This window comes from Niveispirillum fermenti (assembly GCF_048066175.1).
GTDB lineage: Bacteria > Pseudomonadota > Alphaproteobacteria > Azospirillales > Azospirillaceae > Niveispirillum > Niveispirillum fermenti.
The window spans coordinates 121,773-142,911 of record NZ_JBLTXA010000002.1; the positions used below are offsets into that span (position 1 = coordinate 121,773).

Consider the following 21,139-nt stretch of genomic DNA (forward strand, 5'->3'; position numbering starts at 1 on the left):
TTTTTCCTTTTTGAAAACAAAAGAGGGGGCGACCGGCCTCGGAAGGACCGGCAAAGGGTCAGCGCCGGCCCTCCAGATAATCGTTCAGAACCTCGTGGAAGCGGCGCACACGGGCTTCCTGTTCACTGAGGTAGGCATCGTCATAGCCGCGCGACCGCAGACCCTTCTGCTGCTGCACCGCCACGGACAGGTCCTGGTCGATGAAATCGCCGACATCGTCGCGGCCATAGACCAGATGTTCCAGTTCCGCCTCACGCAGGGGGCGCGGGCCGCAGACGGTGTTGACGCTCTCCACCCCTTCGATCCGCGGGACCAGGCCCCAATATTCGAAGGTGCATTTGTTGGGGTCGCTGATATGCGGCTCGGTCCGGAAGATGTGGACGGAACCGTCCACGGGCGTGCCGGTGATGGTGATGTTCGGGAACAGGGTGTGGTGGAAATAGTCGGTCAGTTCCGCATCGCTCAGCTTTTCAAGATAGGTGTGGCCGCGGCTGGCCCCCACCTCGCGCTTGCGCTGCTGCAAGGCCTGGCGACCGTCGCGCGACCGTCCCTTGAAATCAGCCGGGTCCAGGTCCCAGGCCCGCAGCATCATTTCCCAGATCGGCTCCACCTCGTTGGGATGTTCGGCCCGCATGGAGGGCTGGCCCAACTCGATCATGCGGTTGTGGCCGCTGGGATACATTTCGAAGATGGTGGCCTTGTAATCCTCATCGATCATCTGGACCATCTGCGGATGGACGGTCGGCAGATGATAGCTTTCATTGAAATTGTCGGATGCGAACTTCCAGTTCGTCTCCACCTCCACCTTGCGCCAGACGACGCGGACCATCTTCTCCATCTCACGGTTTGCCAGCAGGGCCGGCAGCGGGTCGAGATAGTCCAGCAGAGGCTTGGCGTCGGGATCCATGCTGTACCAGACGAAGCCGCCCCAGGTGGCACACGGCACCTCCTTCAGCCGCAGCTTGCCGCAGGGATTGCCCTTGGCGAAATTCTCCGGGTCCTGTGCCGCCTGCAGCACGCCGTCCAGACCCCAGCGCCAGCCGTGATAGGCGCAGGTGAAGGCCGGGACGGAACCTGCCTCGCTGACCACAAGCCGGTTCCCGCGATGGCGGCAGACATTGTAGAAGGCACGTATGGACCCGTCTTCCTGCCGGACCAGCACCACGGCCTCGTGCCGGAACCGGTGGACCACGAAGTCGCCGGGTTCCTCCAGCTCCGCCTCACGCGCGCCGATATGCCAGATACGGGTCCACATATGGTCCCATTCGGCCTCCATGAAGGCGGGGGACCAGTAGCGGTCACCGGTGATCGGGTCGCCGCGCAACTGTGCGCTGGTGCCGCCATCCATCACGTCGGGATGAAGAATCGTGTCCATGTCCGGCCCTCCCTGGGGTGTTTATTCTTATATAATGGTCAGTGATGATTAAAGCAGACAGAACTGCTTCTTTCAAGGCAAATGCCCCTGCTCATGGTCCCGTGAGGGCCCGCGCGATCAGACCTAATTGCACCTCCGCAGCACCACCGAAGATGGTAGCGGCACGGCTGTTCAGGTAATCGCCGGGGATGGCCTCGCCGGGAACAGTCGGGCGGGGTGTCCAGCGCAGGGCGCGGGCCGACAGGATCTCTACCCCGATCTCGCCCACGGCCTGTTTCAGCCGGCTGGCCCGCAGTTTCAGGACGGAGGCGACGGAGCCGGGGCTTTCGCCGGGTCGCAGGCCGCCCAGGGTCTTCAATTCCAGCATTTCGAAGCAGTCGATATCGATCGCCACCTCTGCCAGGCGCGCCATCAGGCCGCGGTCACGACGGGGGTCGTCGCCTTCGGCGGCCATGGCGTCCATCGCCCGCTCTATCCGGCCAAGCCCGGCGCGGAGCCGGCTGCTGAACAGCCCGGCTCCGCGTTCGAACTCAAGCAGGTATTTGGCGTAGGTCCAGCCCTTGTTCTCTTCCCCGATGCGGTTGGCGCGGGGAACGCGCACATCGGTCAGGAATACCTGGTTCAGGTCATGCTCCCCCCCGATGGAGATGATGGGCCGCACCTCCACGCCGGGGCTGTCCATATCGATGACCAGGAAGCTGATCCCGTCCTGCTTGCGCCCGTCGGTCCCGGTGCGGACCAGGGTGAACATGCGGTTGGCATGATGGGCGTGAGTGGTCCAGATCTTGGACCCGTTCACGATGTAATCCTCGCCATCCGCCACCGCGCGGGTGGTCAGAGAAGCCAGGTCCGATCCGGCGCCGGGCTCGGAGAAGCCCTGGCACCAGTAATCCTCCCCAGACAGGATGCGCGGCAGGTATCGCTGCTTCTGCGCGTCCGATCCGAAGGCGATGATCACGGGACCGGCCAGCCGGACGCCAAGCGGATAGATCAGCGGGGCACCCGCCGCCGCGCATTCGCATTCGAATATGAAGCGCTGGATGGCGGTCCAGCCGGTCCCGCCATGCGCGCGCGGCCATAAGGGGGCGACCCAGCCGCGCGCGGCCAGCCGGCGGTGCCAGGGCAATGAGACTTCCGGTTCCGGAAAGACGCCGGTGGTCAGCCGCTGGCCCTGGCGCATCTCCGCCGTCAGATTGTCGGCAATGAAGGCGCGGACTTCTGCGCGGAACGCCTGTTCCGTGGTTGTCAGGTCCAGGTTCATGCTGTCACTCCCTGGTCCGGCGGCGGTAATACGGCGCTATGCATGTGCCCGCCCCCCGGCAGGATGGCGGCGGCATAGGCTTCATTGGCAGCGGCGGTCCCGCCATGGGACAGATCGAAGGCCAGCAGCTTGCGGAAATAGCTGGCGATGGGCAGTTCCTCCGATACACCCATGCCGCCATGCAGTTGCACCGCCTCCTTCGCCACCAGTCGGGCACAGCGTCCCACCTTGGCCTTCGCGGCCATGCCGGCCCGCGATCCGGCGGGCCCGCCGGATCGCAGGGAAGCCAGGATGGTGATGGCCTCCGCCTCCTCGCAGCAGACGGACATTTCGGCCAGCTTGTGCTGGACAGCCTGGAAGGCGGCGATGGGCCGTCCGAATTGCTGGCGCTGCTTCACATAATCCACGGTCTGTTCCAGCGCCGCGCGCATGGCGCCCACCGTTTCCCAGCAGGCGGCCAGCCGCACAGCATCCAGGTCGAGGGACAGCAACGTGGTATCGTCGGACGCACGGCCCAGAAGCACACCGGCCGCCGCCGGGGTGCTGTCCAGCGTGATGTCGGCGGCGTGGGTTCCGTCCAGGCAGGCAGCGGCACAGATCGTCAGGCCCGGCGCCGTGGCCGGCAGCAGGAACAGACCGCGCCCGCCATCGGGCAAGCAGGCGGTGATCAGCAATCGCCCTGCCGTGGCGGCACCGGCGGCCAGCGGCTTCCGCCCCGTCAGGCGCCATCCGCCCTGGTCGTCGGCATCGGCCTTCACCGGGGCTGCGGCCGGTTCCTGGAAGGCGAGGGCGGTCCGTTCGCCCCCCTCCATCATCGTCGTCAGGGCCGCCACGGCATCGGCATGATGGGCGTGACGGGCCAGCACGCCGCCGGCCAGGATGATGCAGGGCAGGAACGGTTCCACGACCAGATGCCGGCCCATGGCACGAGCCAGAAGGCCCGTTTCCAGCGCGCCACCGCCGAAACCGCCGGCATCTTCCGGGAATGGCAGGGCCAACCAGCCCATGTCAGCGAAATGGGCCCAGATTTCGGGCCGGCAGCCACCCGGCGACGCCAGACTGTGGTGCCTGTCCTCGAAGCCGTAGAATTTGCCAAGGAACCGCACGGCGCTGTCCTCAAGCAGCCTTTGTTCCTCGGTAAGGTCCAGTTGCATGGGCGTGCCATCCAGTCTTCAACGATCGACAAGCAAGCGGCTCGGCCGATAGCCGGAATGGGGTTCAAACAGGAAAGACCCGGCCATTCAGAAAATGGCCGGGTTCCGGTGGAAGGCCGTCAGAACTTGTATCCGACCTGCAACAGCACCTCACGCGGGCGGGCCAGCACGCCATTGGTGTCGCCAAGGCCACCCGGACGGTCCTGGCCGGAGACCAGCACCTTCTCGTTCGTCAGGTTCCGGCCGATCAGGCCCAGTTCCCAGCGCTCATCAGACGGGAACAGGCGCAGGCTGGCGCTCAGACGAGCGAAGCTGTCCTGCAGCGCTGCCGGCGACTGGGTCTGGATATAGTAGTAGTCGTCGGAATATTGCACGTCGCTGCTGACACTGAAGAACAGGTCCTCGGTGACATTCTGGGTGAAGGTGAAGCCAAGGCCCGCGACCCAGTCCGGCGCGTTCAGCGTCGGCCGGCCCGACAAATCCTGATAGGCGCCGCCGATGCAGCCCTGGGCCTGCGTCTGGCCGGAATAGCATTGGGCGTTCAGGTAGGAACGGTAGCGGCTGTGATTGTAGGCGAGCGAGCCGCGCAGCGTCAGGTCGCTGGTGGCCGCATAGGTGCCTTCCAGCTCGATGCCTTGCTGCCGCACCCGCGCCGCGTTGGCCGTGAAATAGGAACTGCTGACCGGGTCCCAGGAACTGACCTGCAGGTCCTTGAAATTATAGCGATAGGCCGTGACGTTATATTGCAGGCGGCGGTCGAGCGCCTGATGCTTCATCCCGGCTTCGAATCCCTCCACCGTTTCCGGCCCGTATTCGACCTGGCTGGCCAGCAGCCCCGCATTCACCAGCGAGGAAAGGCCAGCACCACCGGACTTGTAGCCCGTCTTGTAGGCGCCATAGATCATCAGATCGCTGTTGGGGCGCCAGGCCAGCGTTGCCTCGGGCGAGATATCGTCGTCCTTGAAATCCAGGTTGATGCGCCGGACCGGGAAGGCGGCGGCCACAGCGGCATTCGACCAGCCCACGCCGACGAAGGATTTCTTTTCCTCCCGTGTCCAGCGCGCACCACCGGACAGTTCCAGTTCCGGCGTGATGTCCCAGTTCAACTGGCCGAACATCGACCAGGTCTTGCCCGATGTCGCCGCCTCGCGGTTGATGGTGTGATACCAGCCGGTCAGCGGATCACGCGGGATGTCGTCCAGCTTGGTGCTGCCGCCGAAATCAAGCTGGCTGTCCTGGTAATAGGCCCCCAGCATGAAATTCAGATTGCCATCATATTCGCTGTAGAGCCGCAGTTCCTGGGTGACCTGCTCATACTTTTCCGCCTCCGTGGCGGAGATGGAGGCGAACGACGTCCAGTCGTTGTTCATCAGGTACTTGCTGTTATGGGTGTAGAACCCGGTGGAGGAGGCAAGCACCAGATTGTTGGCGAAGGCATAGCTGAGCGACAGGACGCTGACCAGTGAATCCTGGTCGCTATACTGTTCGCCGTCGCGGCCATGCAGATAATATTGCGCCACTTCCTGCGGAATGTCGGTGCTGGCGATGCGCCAGTCGGCCTTGCAGTCACCCTGCGGGTCGACGATGGTGCCACCGAAGATCCGGCGCAGCACGACCTGGTTGCTGCCGGAGCAATCCACGATCTCCATCTGCGAAACGGCACCGTCATCCTTGTACTGGGTGCCGGTCACCTTCAGCGTGGCCGTCAGCGGTCCGCCATCATCATAGGTCAGCGTCAGGCGGCCGTTCAGTTCCTTCTCGCCCAGCCGCTTGTCGCGCGCACCAGGCAGGATGGGCGGCTGCGTCGGGCTGGGATTGGCCTGCGCCACCGCGTCGTTGCGCATCCAGCCCTGCATCTCCCGCGCCCGCACCGCCAGACGCAGTCCCCAGGCGTCGTTCAGCGGGCCGCCGATCGCCGCCTCGCCGATCAGTTCGTCGGCGTTGAATTCATAGCCGATCCGGCCCGTCGCCTCGAAGTCGCGTGTCGGCCCCTTGGTCACGATGGAAACGACACCGGCGGGGCTGTTCTTGCCGAAGAACAGGGCCTGCGGCCCCTTCAGCACTTCCACCTGCTGAATGTCGAAATAGCTCTGCCACAGGGCGCGGCCGCGGCTGACCTGCACGCCGTCGATATTGATCGACACGGCCTGTTCAAAGCCGACATTCGCCCCTTCGGTGCCGATGCCGCGGATCGTGATGCCGGCACCGGCACCGCCCGCCGTGCGTGAGGCGACGTTCAGGTTTGGCGTCATCTGGGCGATATCGCCGATATTGTTGGAGCTGTACCGCTCGATATCCTCCGCCCCCATGGCGGAAACGGCCACGGGCACATCGGCCAAGCGTTCGGCGCGACGGCGTGCCGTCACGACGATTTCTTCCATGGCCAGTGCGTTGCCGGCCTGCGGCGAGGCCGTTTCCTGGGCCAGAACGGATGGCACGACGGTCAGCGGCAACAGCGCCGTGCTGGACAGCAGCACGAGGCGGGCGGCGAGCTTCTTGCTGTCGCGCCGGGCGCGACATTGATTCTTGCTGTCGCGCCGGGCGCGACCTTGGTGAATATTGGACATTTTCCCTCCCTGGGTGGCGCTTATTTGCTTTTGTCGACTGACCCCTTGCGGGGCCGTCCAGGCGCCGTCTTGTTGATATCAGGCCGTGCCGCTCCTTTGCTGGATTGATTCCATACGTATGTAATCCAGGAAGGGCGTGTTTATGCAAGCTCGCTGATAATGGCCGTGCCGGACGGGGGTGGCGTGGTTACAAGACAGGCACTTTGGATGCCCGGTCGGACATCCATCGGCGGGTCTTCTTCTCCCTGCTGATGGTGATTCTTTTCGTTGGAAGGAAGCCTAGCGCGCAATCATGATACAGTCAATACTGACTGATAAAAAACGGAATGATTGCTTGTTTTCAGGATTGGTGAACCTCACCGTGCTGCCACAATACGGCTTCTTCCAGAATGACCATGCCATGAACCGTGACCGGACCAACCGTTTCCCAGGCGGATTGCAGGGATTGCGCGCTTTCCCACCAACTGCTTTCCACATGGCGGCAGCAGGGCCGCCCCAGGCTGTCGGGCCAGTTCCCGATCAGGATATCACGTTCCACCCGCAGCGCTTCGCCGTCCGGCAACAGAACGCTGTGCCGATCCTGGCTTGCCGGCGGCACGGGGCGGGCATCATCCAGGAACAGCATCAGCTTCACCCGGCCGGCCAGGGCCGGGCGTGTGGGGCCGGATTTCACGGTTCGCGTGGTCGTAATGGTCATGCGCGCACCACCGGACATGAAATTGGGCTCGTCCAGTGCTGCCCCGTGCAGATATTCCGGACAATCGCGCAGCCTTTCCACCGCGGTGGCATCGTCCACCCATACTTCCGGGCAGCCATCGCCAGCCCAGACCAGGCCGGGCAGGTCCAGCTCCGCGCGGTGGTTCTGGACATAGGCGCGCATGATGCCGGGCGCGACCAGGCGCAGTGCCAGTTCGCGATGGATGGTGCGCCAATGGTGGCTGAAGCTGGCAAGATCGATATCAGGCCGGCGATCCAGCAGGCTGATCAGCTTCATCATGCGGAAATCCCCGAACCGTCTTCGCCATAGGGCACGCGGGTCATCATGCTCACTACCTCCTCTTCCACGGCGCGGGATAGAATGGTGCGGTATTCGGCGAAGCGGGGATGCCGGGTGAAGGGCAGCCTTTCCTGGAAATAGGTGTCGGCGTCGGGCAGTTCCCAGATGACGCGCAGGGTGAACGCCCGGCCGACACGCACCTGCCAGGCCCCCACCAGCTTCCAGCCTGAGGCGATGATCAGCGGCGTGACTTCCTGCATCGTGTCCAGGAAGGTGCGGAATTCAGCCGGTACGATGCGCAGTTCGACATGCAGGAAAACAGGCTCGGCCATCATGCTCCCTCCCAGGCGGAACCATCTTCGGCCAGTCGCAGGATGGCCAGCACGTCATCCGGTCCATTCAGCGCGCGGGCATTTGTGCGGCCCCAGATATCGTGCAGGGTCTTTTCCGCGATCCGTGCATAAAGGTCCGGTCCCACCCCCACCTCTGCCAGGGTGCGCGGCATGCCCAGCCGCAGGATCAGCCGGTCCAGCACCTGCGGCACCGGCCGGTCACCGGCATCCAGGGCGCGGGCGATGCGCTGATGGGCGGCCGCGACCGTGGCACCGTTCCACAATTGCACGGCCGGCGCCATGACGCAGGAGGTGTGGCCGTGCGGCACGCCGGCCACCGCCCCCAGCGCATGGCCGATGGCGTGGCTGGCGCCCATCGGGATGCCGCCGGCCAGCGCCGTCATGGATTGCCAGACCCCGATCTGGCAGCGCAGGCGGGCCGCCAGGTCACCGGGCCGGTCCTTGACCCGGACCAGCCCTTCGCCCAGCAGGCGCAGTGCGCTTTCCGCCAGCCCGTCGCAATAATCATTGGAAAAGGGGGAGGTCAGCGTTTCCACCGCGTGGTCGATGGCCCGCACGCCTGTGGACAGGAACAGCCATTCCGGCGTGTGCAGCGTGATGGCCGGGTCCAGCACAACGCAGACCGGTGCCATGCCCGCATGCCGGAACCCGTGCTTTTGCGACAGCGCCTCGTCCTTGGCGCCGGCCAGGGTATTGAACTCGCCGCCCGACAGGGTGGCGGGCACGGCAACCAGGGGAATGTCGGGGGCTGCCAGACCCGCGTCGGCGATCCGGCCCTGTTCATCATAGTGAACCTTCAGCCGGTCCAGCCCTTCAAGATCATCCACCCCGTGGCGCAGCGCCAGGATCAGGATCTTGGCGGCATCGATGACCGATCCGCCGCCAACCGCCACGACCATATCGGCCCCGGCATCACGGGCGGCACGGGTGGCGATGACGATATCGGCCTTGGGCGCATGCGGGCGGATGCCGCAATGGGTGGCGACATGACGCCATGCCAGCGCATCGCGGATACGGGTGATCTCGCCGGTCTGCTCTGCGAGATGGCGCCCCGCCAGCAGGAAGACGCGCCGGGCCCCCTGGCGGGCCGCTTCGCCGGCCACGATGTCGGCGGCCGGATACCCCATGGTCACGCGGCCGATCCCGCTGCCAGCCAGCTCTGTCCGGGGCAGGCCTTCATGCGCGCTCTCAATTCCGCTCATGCGGCGGTTCCTTTCAATTGACGCGGCGGGAATGGCCCGCCCAGTAGCGTTCGCGCAGGTCGCGGCGCAGCACCTTGCCGGCCGCACTGCGGGGCAGGGCTTCGGCGAAATCGATGCTTTTCGGCAGCTTGTACCCGGCGATACGGCCGCGGGCCCATTCGATCAGGCCGGCCGGGTCGGGCGTGCAGCCCGGCTTGGGCACGATGACGGCCTTCACCGCCTCGCCCCAGCGCGGATCGGGAACGCCGACCACAGCCACATCGGCCACATCGGGATGACCGAAAAGCGCGTTCTCGACCTCTGCGGGATAGATGTTTTCCCCACCGGAGATGATCATGTCCTTCAGCCGGTCCTGGATGAACAGGTATCCCTGGTCATCCATCAGCGCCGCATCGCCTGTGCGCAGCCAGCCGTCGGCTTGCAACGCCGCCGTTTCCGCGGGCATCTGCCAATAACCCGCCGTGTTGGCAACCGACCGGACTGCGATCTCGCCTACCGTTCCGGCCGGCAGGGGCCGGCCGTTCCCGTCCAGAATGGCGATATCGATGCCCGGCAGTGCCCGGCCGGCCGACCGAAGGCGCGCCCTGTCCGGTGAAAGATGGTCCTCCGGTGACAGGGCGGCCACCGTACCGGAAGTTTCCGTCATCCCATACATCTGCACGAAACCGCAGCCGAACCTCTCCATGGCCGCCCGCAGCAGTTCTTCCGGAATGGGGGAAGCGCCGTACAGGACATGGCGCAGGCAGGAGAAATCGGTTTGCGCCGCCAGGGGATGACGGATGACCGACTGGATGGCCGACGGTACCAGGAACAGCTTCGTGACGCGGTGTTCGCCCACGGCCCGCAGGATGGCCTCAACCTCGAATTCCCGCTGCACAAGCAGCGTCGCCCCGCCCTTCAGCGCCCGCAGGCCTTGGCCCGTGCCGCCGATATGGAAACAGGGCATGGAAACCAGTGCCACCTCTCCCGGCGTCCAGGTGAACCAGTCCGGTTCCGTCAGGCAGACGCCGTCGCGCACGCGCAGCAGGTTGCGATGGCTCAGCATCACCCCCTTGGGCCGCCCGGTCGTTCCGGAGGTGTAGAGCAGCAGGACCGGATCATCGACCCATGATGGCGCGCCGGGGGATGCCCCGGCATCGCGTGTTGCCCAATCCCACAGGCCCGGCACCTCACCGGACTCTGTGGAGAGGACAGGGCAGGTGCCGGCGAGGACAGCCGCCCTGTCCATGAAATCGGGCGTGGCGAACAGCAGCGACGGTGTGCAGTCCGCCATCAGCCCGGCCAGTTCGGCCGCCGCCATGCGCCAGTTCAGCGGAACCACCATGGCGCGCACCCGTGCGGCCGCCAACAGCAAAATGAAATAGGCATCGCTGTTCTTGCCCAGATAGGCGATGCGGTCACCCGGACGGATGCCAGCCGCGATCAGCGCACCGGCCAGCCGGCCCATCATCTGGTCCAGACCGGCATAGGATGTCCGCCGTCCGTCGAAGATCAGCGCCGTTGCCGCCGGTCTGGCTGCCGCATGGACGGCGATCAGGTCCGGAAGGGTCGGATCATGCATGGATGTCCTCCTGTCCCGGCCCGTCAGGCCGTCAGTGCCGCTGGCTCTTCCAGCAATCCGCGCAATGTCGCCATGAACTGCGCCGCCAGGGCCCCGTCGATGGCACGATGATCGGACGACAGCGACAATTGCATCAATGTGGCGAAACCCAGCGCGTGGTTCATGTCGATGGGCTGCCGCCGGGCCGCACCGACCGCCAGGATGGCGCCCTGCGGCGGATTGATGATGGCGTCGAACTGGTCGATGCCGTACATGCCCAGGTTGGAGATGGAGAAGCTGCCACCCTGGAATTCGTCCGCCTGCAGCCGGTTGGCGCGCGCTCGCTCGGCCAGAGCCTTCACATCGGCCGCGATGCGGGCCACGGACTTGGTGTCGGCCGCCCGCACGATGGGGGTGACCAGCCCCTTTTCGGTCGCCACGGCGATGGCGATGTCGGCCTGCCCGAAACGGTGGATCTCGTCGCCATGCACCTGGATATTCATGGCCGGATGCCGTTGCAGGGCCAGGGCCACAGCGCGGACGACATAGTCGTTGACCGAGGGTGCTTCCCCCGTGGCCGCCTTGGCCGCAGCCCGCATGGCCTGCAGCGCGTCCACCCGCACGCTCATGCGCAGGTAGAAATGCGGAATCGTCTGCTTCGACAGGGACAGTTGCCGCGCGATGGCCTTGCGCATCGGCGACATCCTGACAATCTCCACCACGCCGGGATCCGCCGTCGCGGGTGCCGGCGGCGAGGCGACCGGTTCCGAACGGGGGGCCGGGGCGGGCGGGAGGGTTGCGGGCTGCGATGCCACACGTTCCACCCTGCCCAGCACATCCTGCTTGCAGATGCGCCCGCGCGGACCCGTGCCGGTGAGGCCGGACAGGTTCACCCCATGCTGCACCGCCAGGCGCTTGGCCAGGGGCGAGGCGAAGACGGTATCCAACCCCGTCGTGGTCGGCATGACGGATACCGGCGCACCGCCACCGACGCTGACCGGCGGCCGGCTGGCCTGATCCACATCCTGATGGGTCACGCGGCCATCGCGGCCCGATCCCGCGATGGCGCCCACATCCACGCCCCGGCCCAGGGCCAGTTCACGGGCAGCCGGACTGATGCGGACATGATCGGGGATGGGGGATGGAGCCGATGCTATGGGCGGCGGCGGGGCCGGGGGGGCAGCCGGGGAGGGGCCGGCCGCGTCACCTGCCGCCGTGGAAACATCGGCCGGCTTGAAGGCCGCGATGAAGGCATCCAGTTCGGCCGGCGACGCGGTGCCGTCGCTGAACACACCCAGCAAGGCCCCGACCGGCAGGGTCTGGCCGACCTGTGCCAGGACGCGGGCAAGCGTGGCGTCGAACTCTGCCTCGACCTCGTTGGTGATCTTGTCGGTTTCGATCAGGGTGATCAGCTGACCTTTCTTGAAGGCATCGCCTTCCTTCAGCATCCATTCCCCAATCGTCCCCTCTGTCATCTCGATGCCCCATTTCGGCATCGTGAAGGCGCGCAGTTTGGCCATGTCGCTCACCCCTGCCGATAGGCCAGCGTCCGGCGGACGGCATCGGCGATGGAGGTGGGGGAGGGCAGGTACGCCTTTTCCAGTTCACGGGCGAACGGCACCGGCGTGTGCGGCGGGGTCACCATCGACACGGGCGCCCGCAGGCTGGCGAACGCCTTCGATGCCACCAATCCCGCGATATCGACGGCCAGGCCGCAGCGCGGCGGCGCCTCGTCCACCACGATCAGGCGGCCCGTCGTCTCCACGCTGTCCAGGATCGCCTCTTCGTCCAGGGGGCTGGTCGTGCGCAGGTCGATCACGTCGCAGGCGATGCCTTCCGCTGCCAGCGTGTCGGCCGCACGTTCGGAGAAACCCACCATCTGTCCGCAGGTGACGATGGTGGCGTCGCGTCCCTCCCGCGTCAGCCGGGCATGGCCGAAGGGGATCATGTACTCCCCCTCCGGAACCTCACCCTTGGTCGCGTACATGGCCTTGTGTTCGAAGAACAGCACGGGGTCGTCGCTGCGGATGGCCGTGGTCAGCAGGCCCTTGGCATCGGCCGGCGTCGTGGGCATCACCACCTGCAGGCCGGGGATGGAGGTCATCATCTGATAGGCGGCTTGGCTGTGCTGGGCGGCGGCATTGACGCCGGCACCGTAGGATATGCGCACCACCGCCGGGCAGGTCGACTTGCCGCCAAACATGTAGCGGAACTTGGCCATCTGGTTCCAAAGCTGGTCCAGGCAGACGCCGATGAAGTCGGCGAACATCAGTTCGGCAACGGGACGCTTGCCGGCAAGGGCCGCACCGGCGGCGGCGCCGATGATGGCGCTTTCCGAAATCGGCGTGTCGATCACCCGGCCGGCACCGAATTTATCGTAAAGACCGATGCTGGTCTTCCAGATGCCGCCGATGGCCTCCGGTCCGCCCTCGGTTCCCATGCCGCCGACCACGTCCTCGCCCAGAAGGATGACGTTCGGATCACGCGCCATCTCTTGATGCAGGGTGAGGTTGATCGCCTCACGCATCGTCATGACAGGCATTGGCGCTCACTCCCCTCAATAGTTTATGTAGACGTCCTTCAGGACGTCCTCGGGCCGCGGCGGGGCGGCGTTGCGCGCGGCTTCCACGCTGGCATCGATCTGGCTGACAACGTCGGCATCGATCCGGTCCAGGTCGGCCCCTTCCAGCAGTCCTGCCTCCGTCACGCGCTGGCGGAAGATGGTCAGGCAATCGCGCTCGTTGCGCAGCCGCTCCACCTCGCCGGGGCCGCGATAGCGCTGCGGGTCGCCCTCGAAATGGCCGAAGAAACGCTCAGTATCCAATTCGACGGCGGCGGGGCCGTTGCCGGCACGGCAATATTCCACCACCTCGCGCATGATGGCGTGCGTCTCGAAGAAGTCGCAGCCATTGCCACGCCAGACCTTCATGCCGAAGGCGGCGGCGCGGCCCGCGATGTCACCGGAGCCGACGGCATATTGATGGCCGGTATGTTCGGAATAATGGTTGTTCTCGAACACGAAGATGCAGGGCGCCTTGGTGACGACAGCCATGTTCATGGCCTCGAACGTCGTGCCCTGGTTGCAGGCGCCATCACCGCTGAAGGCAACCGACACCTGGCCCTTGCCATCCAGCCTGGCCGCGATGGCGGCACCGACGGCAATGGGCGCACCGGCACCGACGATGCCATTGGCCCCCAGCATGCCCTTCGTCACGTCGGCAATATGCATGGACCCGCCCTTGCCCTTGCACAGGCCGTCGGCGCGTCCATAGATTTCCTTCATCATGCCATCGACATCGCAGCCCTTGGCGATGCAATGGCCATGGCCGCGATGGGTGGAGATGATGAAATCCTCATCCGTCAGGTTCTCGCAGACACCGACGGCCACCGCCTCCTGTCCGGCATAAAGATGGGTGAAGCCTGCGATCTCGCCCGTCATGATCTGGGCATGCAGGCGTTCCTCGAACTCCCGGATGGTGCGCATCTGCCGGTAGGCGCGCGTAAGGTCTTCCCGATTGAGCTGCATTTCCCTCGCCTCTCGGCCTTGTTGGATCGGCATGGCGGCGGGCCGGGCCGCCATCGCCTTCTGGATATGCGGCGGCGTCGCCGGCGGGGGCCGGGCACCGCCCGTCATCTGCCTGGTCTGTCGAATTTTCCGCGCTTTGAAGGCTTGCGGCGCGCGGCCAGGCGGTTATACTGCATGCGTGCATTATAAAGTCAGGACAGACTGTTTTTCAAGCGACAAAACACCGCCAGGACGAAGGCGGGCACAGGGGAGGCAAGGATATGGAAACGCCCCAGCCGGCGGCCACACCCGTCTACGAGACGGCAGAGCCGGTATTGACCCGTGTCGATGGCGCGGTGGCCTGGATCACGCTGAACCGGCCATCCTTCGCCAATGCCCAGAACGGGCAGATGACCTACGCCCTTGACGATGCCTTCCGCCGGGCGGTGGATGACGATGCCGTCCGGGTCATCGTACTGGCGGGAGCGGGAAAGCATTTCTGTGCCGGCCATGATATCGGCACGCCCGGGCGTGATGCCGATGTCACCCAGGACCGCCGCCACCTCTGGTACGATCATGTCGGCAAGCCGGGTGCGGAATGGGCCTATGCGCGCGAACAGGAACTGTATCTGGGCATGTGCCGCCGCTGGCGCGATATGCCCAAGCCGACCATCGCCATGGTGCAGGGCGCCTGCATTGCGGGTGGTCTGGCGCTGGCCTGGGTCTGCGACCTGATCGTCGCGTCGGAAGATGCTTTTTTTCAAGACCCGGTGCTGCGCATGGGCATCCCCGGCATCGAATATTTCGCCCATGCGTTCGAGATGGCACCCCGTATGGCCAAGGAGTTTCTGTTCTTGGGCGACAAGCTGCCGGCGCGGCGTGCCATGGAAATGGGAATGGTCAATCGCGTCGTCGCGCGGGACGAACTGGAAGCGACGGTGGCGTCCATCGCCGAACGCATTGCCGCCAATCCGCGCCTGGCGCTGGCGCTGGCCAAGCAGGCTGTCAACCATGTCGAGGAATTGCGCGGCAAGCGCACAGCCATGGATGCCGTCTTCCATATGCACCATTTTGCACATGCCCAGAACAACCTGCTGACCGATGACCGGATCGGCGGGGTGACACACCGCGACATCGCGCGGAACAACCGCTCCTGACAGATTGGAGAGAGAGAAGAAGATGAGTGAGACGTTTCACCGGTTCGGCGCCGTGGATGACATCGCGAACGGACAGAGCCGTGCGGTGGAGTTGAACGGCTGGCCGGTCCTGGTCTGCCGTCAGGAAGACAAGTTCTTCGCAGTCATCAACCGTTGCACCCATGCCGCTTCGGCCATGGAAGGGGGGCGCATCCGCCGCAACACGGTATCATGCCCGCTGCACGGCGCGCGCTTCGACATGGGCAGCGGGGCCTGCGTCGGCGCGCCCTACCTGCCCTTGAAGACATTTTCCGTGCGGGTGGAGGACGGGCAGGTGGCGGTGGCCGTGCCCGATACGCCGCCGGGCCCGGAACATATGCCGATCCGCGGCGCCTATCCGGCCGGCTGAGCGGAAACCATAAAGGTCGTAGACAAGGAGAAATGCGGATGGTGGACATCATCGTCACCGATCGCGACGCCAGTATCCACCGGCTGGATGTGGAGGATGGCCAGTCCCTGATGCGCGCCCTGACCGGAGCCGGGTTGGATGTGCCGGCCCTGTGCGGCGGTGCCCGCGCCTGTGCCACCTGCCACGTCCATATCGACCCGGACTGGGCCGGGCGTCTGCCGGCGCAGGAGGAGGGGGAGCGGGAGCTTGTGTCGGAGGAGCCATCCTTCATCGATGGCCGGTCACGTCTGTCCTGCCAGATACCGGTCACCACAGCGCTCGACGGGCTGGCCCTGACCCTGGCCCCCCTGGACTGATCGCGAGCGGCCTGTCGCTGGCGATACGCGCGAAAAATACAGTCATAGTTGACTGACACATTCATTTTGCATTTGAACAGTCACAAATGACTGTTATAGTGGGCTCTGCCTGTTACAGGGTGTCCGTTCTCATAGCCGGGCTGTTCCCTGTGGCCGCCAGCCCGCCGCGTCGGCCCGGGCACACAGGTTCAATCAAGCACCAATAACCCGCCCGGCCATCGGCCAGGGGCGGGAAGCCGACCTATAGGGGGAGGAAGAAAATGGCCCATAATCCCGACGCCATCCTTGCGTCCACGTCGCGGGCGGCAGGCCCGTTCCTGTCGTTACGTCCCTGGCTGCTGGCAGGTGCCGCCTTCATGGCCGCACTGCCTGCAGCAGCGCAGGGGCAGCCGGCCGAGATGGATCAACTGGAAGCCATCGTCGTCACCGGCAGCCGCATCGTGCGCGACGGGTACGAGGCACCGACCCCTGTCAGCGTCGTGACAGCCGTGGAAATCGCCAAATCGGCGCCCGTCACCATCGCTGATTACGTGAACCAGATGCCGGCCCTGTCGGGCTCCACAACCCCGCGCACCGGTCAGGCCCTGGTAGGCGGCGGCACGGCGGGTGCCAATCTTCTGAACCTGCGCAATCTGGGTCCGAACCGTACCCTGACGCTGTTGAACGGCCGGCGGGTCACGCCGTCCATGCTGACCGGGGCCGTCGATGTCAACACCATGCCGACCGCGCTGGTGCAGCGCGTGGATGTGGTGACGGGTGGTGCTTCGGCCGCCTGGGGGTCCGATGCCGTGGCCGGCGTCGTCAATTTCGTGCTGGACACGAAATTCAGCGGCCTGAAGGGCGAGGTGCAGGGCGGGGGGACGACGCATGGCGATGGCGGCAACTGGTCCGGCAACCTGGCCGGCGGCACGTCGTTCGCCGATGGTCGCGGCCATATCGTCGCGGCCCTGAACTATTCCAAGGCCAGGACGGTGCTGGCGGAGGACCGCGACTGGTTCCGGGGGCACAAGGTCGTGCCCAACCCCACACCGGGCAATGGCCAGCCGGCCCGCCTGCTGCTGCCGGGCACGTCGCTGAACGTCACGTCGGGTGGGCTTGTCACCACCGGCCCGCTGCGTGGCGTGCATTTCGATGCCAACGGGAATTACGACCCGACGCCCTTCAATTTCGGGCAGGAAAGCGGCATCTATGCCATTGGCGGCGACCAGGATGATTATTCGGGCCGCACGGCGGAAATCGCCCAGCCGCTGGAGCAGGGCAGCGTCTTCTCTCATGTCAGCTACGACCTGACCGAGAATATCAACGTCTTCGGCGAGTTCTCCTATGGCGATTCCCGCGCCATCAACCATTCCGGCCCCTTCTTCCGCACCAGCGGCCAGTTCGCCGTGCGGACGGACAATGCCTATCTGCCCGCGGATGTGAAGGCCATGGCCGATGCCGCCGGGATCAACAGCTTCGGCCTGGGCTTTTCGGGCGAGCGCTACGGCCGGCCGCAGGGTATCAACGACCGGTCGGTACAGCGCTATCTGGGCGGTTTCGAAGCGGAACTGGGCGGTGACTGGCGCATGTCGGGCTATGCCCAGCACGGCGTGTCCAAGGTCGGCAATGTCGTGGAAAACAATCCGATCCTGTCGCGTTTCTTCCTGGCGGCCGACGCCGTCGTGGACCAGACGACGGGCGATATCGTCTGCCGCTCCACATTGTCCAATCCCATGAACGGGTGTGTGCCCATCAATCCGTTCGGCGCCGCGGCCCCCACCGATGCACAGCGCAATTACATCTGGGGTCGCGCGGAACAGAATATCCGTATTCAGCAGGATGTCTTCGCGCTGGACTTCTCCGGTACGCTGGCCAGCCTGCCGGCCGGCGACCTGTCGGTCGCGTTCGGCGGTGAATACCGCAAGGAGAAGGGGGAAGCCGATGCCGATCCGATCTCGCAGCAGACCCAGTTCTATGTCGGCAACTACAAGCCGTTCAGCGGTTCATACGATGTCAAGGAAGCCTATGCGGAATTTCTGCTGCCCGTCTTCCGCGACAGCAAGCTGGGCCGTTCCCTGGAACTGAACGCGGCCGGGCGCATCGCCGATTATTCGGAAAGCGGCCAGGTGGAAACCTGGAAACTGGGCGGCACCTATCGACCCGTGGACGAGGTGCAGTTCCGTGTCACGCGGTCCCGCGACATCCGCGCGCCCAACCTGAACGACATGTTCCTGGGCGGTGCGACGGTCCTGACCAATCTGGTCGATCCCTTCCGCGCGAACGAAGCGATCCAGGTCAATGTGACCGTGGCCGGCAACCGCAATCTTCAGCCCGAAATCGCCAATACCCTGACGGCCGGCGTGGTATATCAGCCCGACTGGCTGCCCGGTTTCTCGGCGTCGCTCGATGTCTATGACATCAAGATCAAGGAAGCTATCGCCACATCCTCCGCCCAGCAATTGCTGAACGCCTGCTATGGCGGCGACCAGCTCTATTGCTCCTTCATCACGCGCGACGGGGCGGGTGGCCGGGTTTCCTCCGTCCGCGTGGAACCGTTCAACCAGCGGTCGGAGGTGGCGCGCGGCCTGGATATCGAATTCGGCTATCGCACCTATCTGGGTGAGGGGTCGCTCGACCTGCGCGGCATGCTGAACTATGTCGACAAGCTGGACATCAATTCCACCGTCGCCACCGTCTCCCGCGCGGGCGAGGTGGGCACCAATCTGGGCGCCGCGCAGGGCGTGCCGCACTGGCGCGGTCTGTTCACGGCCGGGTACAGTCTGAACCCGATCGATGTGCAGTTGAAGGCCCGCTTCATCGGCGCGTCCAAGATCGAGGCGGATTATGGCCCCGCCGACATCAACCGCAACAAGGTGCCGGCCATCGTCTATCTGGACGCCTTCTTCGGCTGGACCTTGCCCGTGGCGGAAGGCACGACGCAGCTTTTTGTCGGGGTGGAAAACCTGCTGGACCAGAATCCACCCATCTCGCAGTCGCAGGACAATTCCGGCTGCTGCTCGTCCGGCGCCAACCCCTTCGTTTATGACCTGATCGGCCGTTCCATCCGGGGCGGCATCCGGTTTAAGTTCTGATCGCATGGATCGCGGCCGGGGCCTGGGTCCCCGGCCGCAACCGCCTTCATGGACATGCGGAAGGGGATAAGGCCTTGCTGAAACGACTGGCGACCTCGCCGTCCTACGCGATGGTGCTGCTTTTCCTGGCCTATACGATGAATTTCGTGGATCGCCAGTTGATCACGGTGCTGCTCAATGACATCCGCGCCGACCTTGGTCTGAGCGATGCCCAGCTTGGCATCATCAGCGGCGCGGGTTTCGCGCTGTTCTACGTCATCGCGGGCGTGCCGCTGGGCTATCTGGCAGACCGCATCAACCGCAGCCGGCTGCTGGCCGCCTCCATCATCGTATGGAGCGGGATGACGGCACTCTGCGGTGCTGCGAGCAGCTTCACCCAGATGCTGCTGGCCCGGATCGGCGTGGCGGTGGGGGAGGCTGGTGGCACCCCGGCATCCCTGTCGCTGATCGGCGACTATTATCCGCCGGCTGTGCGTTCTTCCAAGCTCGGCATCTATTTCTCGGGCGCGGCGCTGGCCACCATGGTGTCCTATGCCGTGGGTGGCTGGGTGAACGAGATGTTCGGCTGGCGTGTGACCTTCGCCCTGTTCGCGCTGCCCGGCATCCTGATCGGGCTGGCGCTTCTGTTCACGATCCAGGAGCCGCCGCGCGGCCGGTTCGACGAGGGAAAGCCGGTCGCAGACCTGACGCTGCGCCGGGGCCTGGCCGTGCTGATGCGCACGCCGCTGTTCCCCACGCTGTGCCTTGGCTATGTCGGGTCGAATTTCGTGCTTTACACGGTGCTGACCTGGGGGCCCAGCGTGGCCATGCGCAGCTATGGGCTGGGCAGCGGCGATATCGGTCTCCTGATGGGACTGACATCCGGGATCGTGGCGGGTGCTGCCCATATCCTGGGCGGGTTGCTGGCCGACCGGTTGCGCCGGGCCGGCGGGCATGTGCCGCTCTACTACACTGCCGCGACCCAGGTGGCGTGCGCCCTGCTGGTCCTGGCCTTCCTGACAGCCGGCAGCTTCAGCCTGTTCGCCGTGTTCTTCGCACTGGCCTTCGGGGCCGGGGCGCTTTACGCCGCGCCATCCATGGCGGTGACGCAATCGATCCTGCCCCCCAACCTGCGGGCCATGGGTGCCGCCATCCTGCTGCTGTTCGGCACGGTGGCCGGGCTTGGGATGGGGCCGCTGATCGTCGGCGCGCTGAGTGATCATCTGCACCCCGTCCATGGCGAGCAGAGCCTGCGCCTGGCATTGCTGGTGCTGGTGCTGGTCGGGCTGCTGACATCGCTGGTCTATGCCTATGCCGCCTGGCGTTTGCGCGCCGATCCGCAAGACACAGCAATGGAGCCCGGCTGATGCAAACAAGGTCGCAAGCCTTCGGCCTGACCGACGCGGAACTGGCCACCCGCTCCACCGTCTATCGCGATGACGCGCTGCTGGGCCAGGTGATCCTGGTCACGGGCGGGGCCGGTGGGTTCGGCCGGGCAATGGCCATCCTGTTCACCCGGCTGGGGGCGGATGTGGTGATCGCCGGACGCGACGGCGACAGGCTGGCCGCCGCCGCCGCGTCCGTCGGCAATCTGACGGGCCGCACCCCCTTCCACCATCCCGTCAATATCCGCCAGCCCGACAGCGTCGATGCCCTGTATGACGCCGTCCAGGCACGGCACGGGCGTATCGATACGCTGGTCAATAATGCCGGCGGCCAGTTCGCGCAGAACGCTATCGATTTCAGCCGCAAGGGCTGGCTGGCCGTTATCGACACCAACCTGAACGGCACATGGTGGATGATGCAGGGCGCCGCCCAGCGCTGGCGCGATCAGGCCCGGCCCGGCAACATCATCAATATCGTTGTGCCCATCGCCCGTGGTATCCCCCAGACGGCACATACGACCGCGGCACGGGCCGGCATCGTCTATCTGTCCAAGACGGTATCGACCGAATGGGCGCCCTTGGGCATCCGCGTCAATTGCGTCGCCCCCGGCACCATCGAAAGCGACGGGTTCCAGCATTACGACCCGGTGGCCGTCGCCCGGTTCCGCAATGCCAATCCCTTGAAGATGCTGGGCGATGTCTGGGATGTGGCGGAAGGCTGCGCCTATCTGGCCGCCCCCTCCGCCAAGTTCATCACGGGCGAGGTGCTGACCATCGATGGCGGCATGCAGCAATGGGGTACGGCCTGGTCCGCCGGGCGGCCCGATTACTTCAAGGAAGGGGAATGAC

The 21,139-nt window shown here is 65.3% G+C and carries 17 protein-coding genes; 6 read left to right on the top strand and 11 right to left on the bottom strand.

The window, feature by feature from the left end; genetic code table 11:
* Nucleotides 1-58: 58 nt before the first annotated feature.
* The 11 genes from ACM9LZ_RS02390 to ACM9LZ_RS02440 all read right to left on the bottom strand — a co-directional run bounded on the left by ACM9LZ_RS02390 (nucleotide 59) and on the right by ACM9LZ_RS02440 (nucleotide 13,975).
* Entirely contained in the window at nucleotides 59-1,375 is a 1,317-nt protein-coding gene (locus tag ACM9LZ_RS02390) for an aromatic ring-hydroxylating oxygenase subunit alpha (protein ID WP_416617738.1), read from the bottom strand.
* Nucleotides 1,376-1,466: 91 nt separating this feature from the next.
* Nucleotides 1,467-2,636, bottom strand: coding sequence for an acyl-CoA dehydrogenase family protein (locus ACM9LZ_RS02395; RefSeq protein WP_416617739.1), 1,170 nt, complete (start codon nucleotides 2,634-2,636; stop codon nucleotides 1,467-1,469).
* On the bottom strand, nucleotides 2,633-3,790 hold the full coding sequence (locus tag ACM9LZ_RS02400) for an acyl-CoA dehydrogenase family protein (RefSeq protein WP_416617740.1): 1,158 nt from the start codon (nucleotides 3,788-3,790) through the stop codon (nucleotides 2,633-2,635). Before ACM9LZ_RS02400 ends, ACM9LZ_RS02395 begins: the two co-directional genes overlap by 4 nt.
* Nucleotides 3,791-3,909: 119 nt before the next feature.
* The gene (locus tag ACM9LZ_RS02405) at nucleotides 3,910-6,357 is read right to left on the bottom strand and encodes a TonB-dependent receptor (protein ID WP_416617741.1); all 2,448 of its coding nucleotides are present in this window, start codon (nucleotides 6,355-6,357) and stop codon (nucleotides 3,910-3,912) included.
* Between the two features lie 340 nt (nucleotides 6,358-6,697).
* Nucleotides 6,698-7,354 carry an EthD domain-containing protein gene (locus ACM9LZ_RS02410; RefSeq protein ID WP_416617742.1) on the bottom strand — a complete coding sequence of 219 codons (657 nt, stop codon included), beginning with the start codon at nucleotides 7,352-7,354 and terminating at the stop codon, nucleotides 6,698-6,700.
* Nucleotides 7,351-7,689, bottom strand: a complete 339-nt coding sequence (locus ACM9LZ_RS02415; RefSeq protein ID WP_416617743.1) for an NIPSNAP family protein — start codon at nucleotides 7,687-7,689, stop codon at nucleotides 7,351-7,353. Before ACM9LZ_RS02415 ends, ACM9LZ_RS02410 begins: the two co-directional genes overlap by 4 nt.
* Nucleotides 7,686-8,909, bottom strand: a complete 1,224-nt coding sequence (locus ACM9LZ_RS02420) for an iron-containing alcohol dehydrogenase (RefSeq protein ID WP_416617744.1) — start codon at nucleotides 8,907-8,909, stop codon at nucleotides 7,686-7,688. Before ACM9LZ_RS02420 ends, ACM9LZ_RS02415 begins: the two co-directional genes overlap by 4 nt.
* A 13-nt stretch (nucleotides 8,910-8,922) precedes the next feature.
* Nucleotides 8,923-10,470, bottom strand: coding sequence for a long-chain-fatty-acid--CoA ligase (locus ACM9LZ_RS02425; RefSeq protein ID WP_416617745.1), 1,548 nt, complete (start codon nucleotides 10,468-10,470; stop codon nucleotides 8,923-8,925).
* A gap of 23 nt (nucleotides 10,471-10,493) precedes the next feature.
* Nucleotides 10,494-11,969, bottom strand: a complete 1,476-nt coding sequence (locus ACM9LZ_RS02430) for a 2-oxo acid dehydrogenase subunit E2 (RefSeq protein ID WP_416617746.1) — start codon at nucleotides 11,967-11,969, stop codon at nucleotides 10,494-10,496.
* Between the two features lie 5 nt (nucleotides 11,970-11,974).
* The gene (locus ACM9LZ_RS02435) at nucleotides 11,975-12,991 is read right to left on the bottom strand and encodes an alpha-ketoacid dehydrogenase subunit beta (protein ID WP_416617747.1); all 1,017 of its coding nucleotides are present in this window, start codon (nucleotides 12,989-12,991) and stop codon (nucleotides 11,975-11,977) included.
* Between the two features lie 15 nt (nucleotides 12,992-13,006).
* On the bottom strand, nucleotides 13,007-13,975 hold the full coding sequence (locus ACM9LZ_RS02440; protein ID WP_416617748.1) for a thiamine pyrophosphate-dependent dehydrogenase E1 component subunit alpha: 969 nt from the start codon (nucleotides 13,973-13,975) through the stop codon (nucleotides 13,007-13,009).
* 260 nt (nucleotides 13,976-14,235) lie between these two features.
* Between ACM9LZ_RS02440 and ACM9LZ_RS02445 the strand changes: the two genes are divergently transcribed.
* From ACM9LZ_RS02445 to ACM9LZ_RS02470, 6 genes are all read left to right on the top strand, one after another.
* Nucleotides 14,236-15,111: an enoyl-CoA hydratase gene (locus ACM9LZ_RS02445; protein ID WP_416617749.1), complete on the top strand. Its 876-nt coding sequence runs from the start codon at nucleotides 14,236-14,238 to the stop codon at nucleotides 15,109-15,111.
* A 22-nt stretch (nucleotides 15,112-15,133) separates the two neighbouring features.
* Complete coding sequence (locus ACM9LZ_RS02450; protein WP_416617750.1) at nucleotides 15,134-15,499, top strand: Rieske (2Fe-2S) protein; 366 nt, start codon at nucleotides 15,134-15,136, stop codon at nucleotides 15,497-15,499.
* Between the two features lie 38 nt (nucleotides 15,500-15,537).
* The gene (locus ACM9LZ_RS02455; protein ID WP_416617751.1) at nucleotides 15,538-15,855 is read left to right on the top strand and encodes a 2Fe-2S iron-sulfur cluster-binding protein; all 318 of its coding nucleotides are present in this window, start codon (nucleotides 15,538-15,540) and stop codon (nucleotides 15,853-15,855) included.
* Between the two features lie 260 nt (nucleotides 15,856-16,115).
* Nucleotides 16,116-18,926 carry a TonB-dependent receptor plug domain-containing protein gene (locus ACM9LZ_RS02460; protein ID WP_416617752.1) on the top strand — a complete coding sequence of 937 codons (2,811 nt, stop codon included), beginning with the start codon at nucleotides 16,116-16,118 and terminating at the stop codon, nucleotides 18,924-18,926.
* Between the two features lie 74 nt (nucleotides 18,927-19,000).
* Nucleotides 19,001-20,272: a spinster family MFS transporter gene (locus tag ACM9LZ_RS02465; RefSeq protein ID WP_416617753.1), complete on the top strand. Its 1,272-nt coding sequence runs from the start codon at nucleotides 19,001-19,003 to the stop codon at nucleotides 20,270-20,272.
* Entirely contained in the window at nucleotides 20,272-21,138 is an 867-nt protein-coding gene (locus ACM9LZ_RS02470; protein ID WP_416617754.1) for an SDR family oxidoreductase, read from the top strand. Before ACM9LZ_RS02465 ends, ACM9LZ_RS02470 begins: the two co-directional genes overlap by 1 nt.
* Nucleotide 21,139 lies beyond the last annotated feature (1 nt).

Excerpts from the sequence above, each read along its gene's own strand:
- ACM9LZ_RS02395 (WP_416617739.1), bottom strand. The coding sequence starts at position 2,636 with ATGAACCTGGACCTGACAACCACGGAACAGGCGTTCCGCGCAGAAGTC.
- ACM9LZ_RS02415 (WP_416617743.1), bottom strand. The coding sequence starts at position 7,689 with ATGATGGCCGAGCCTGTTTTCCTGCATGTCGAACTGCGCATCGTACCG.
- ACM9LZ_RS02390 (WP_416617738.1), bottom strand. The coding sequence starts at position 1,375 with ATGGACACGATTCTTCATCCCGACGTGATGGATGGCGGCACCAGCGCA.
- ACM9LZ_RS02450 (WP_416617750.1), top strand. The coding sequence starts at position 15,134 with ATGAGTGAGACGTTTCACCGGTTCGGCGCCGTGGATGACATCGCGAAC.
- ACM9LZ_RS02430 (WP_416617746.1), bottom strand. The coding sequence starts at position 11,969 with ATGGCCAAACTGCGCGCCTTCACGATGCCGAAATGGGGCATCGAGATG.
- ACM9LZ_RS02410 (WP_416617742.1), bottom strand. The coding sequence starts at position 7,354 with ATGATGAAGCTGATCAGCCTGCTGGATCGCCGGCCTGATATCGATCTT.
- ACM9LZ_RS02425 (WP_416617745.1), bottom strand. The coding sequence starts at position 10,470 with ATGCATGATCCGACCCTTCCGGACCTGATCGCCGTCCATGCGGCAGCC.
- ACM9LZ_RS02440 (WP_416617748.1), bottom strand. The coding sequence starts at position 13,975 with ATGCAGCTCAATCGGGAAGACCTTACGCGCGCCTACCGGCAGATGCGC.
- ACM9LZ_RS02400 (WP_416617740.1), bottom strand. The coding sequence starts at position 3,790 with ATGCAACTGGACCTTACCGAGGAACAAAGGCTGCTTGAGGACAGCGCC.
- ACM9LZ_RS02455 (WP_416617751.1), top strand. The coding sequence starts at position 15,538 with ATGGTGGACATCATCGTCACCGATCGCGACGCCAGTATCCACCGGCTG.
- ACM9LZ_RS02460 (WP_416617752.1), top strand. The coding sequence starts at position 16,116 with ATGGCCCATAATCCCGACGCCATCCTTGCGTCCACGTCGCGGGCGGCA.
- ACM9LZ_RS02405 (WP_416617741.1), bottom strand. The coding sequence starts at position 6,357 with ATGTCCAATATTCACCAAGGTCGCGCCCGGCGCGACAGCAAGAATCAA.
- ACM9LZ_RS02420 (WP_416617744.1), bottom strand. The coding sequence starts at position 8,909 with ATGAGCGGAATTGAGAGCGCGCATGAAGGCCTGCCCCGGACAGAGCTG.
- ACM9LZ_RS02470 (WP_416617754.1), top strand. The coding sequence starts at position 20,272 with ATGCAAACAAGGTCGCAAGCCTTCGGCCTGACCGACGCGGAACTGGCC.
- ACM9LZ_RS02445 (WP_416617749.1), top strand. The coding sequence starts at position 14,236 with ATGGAAACGCCCCAGCCGGCGGCCACACCCGTCTACGAGACGGCAGAG.
- ACM9LZ_RS02435 (WP_416617747.1), bottom strand. The coding sequence starts at position 12,991 with ATGCCTGTCATGACGATGCGTGAGGCGATCAACCTCACCCTGCATCAA.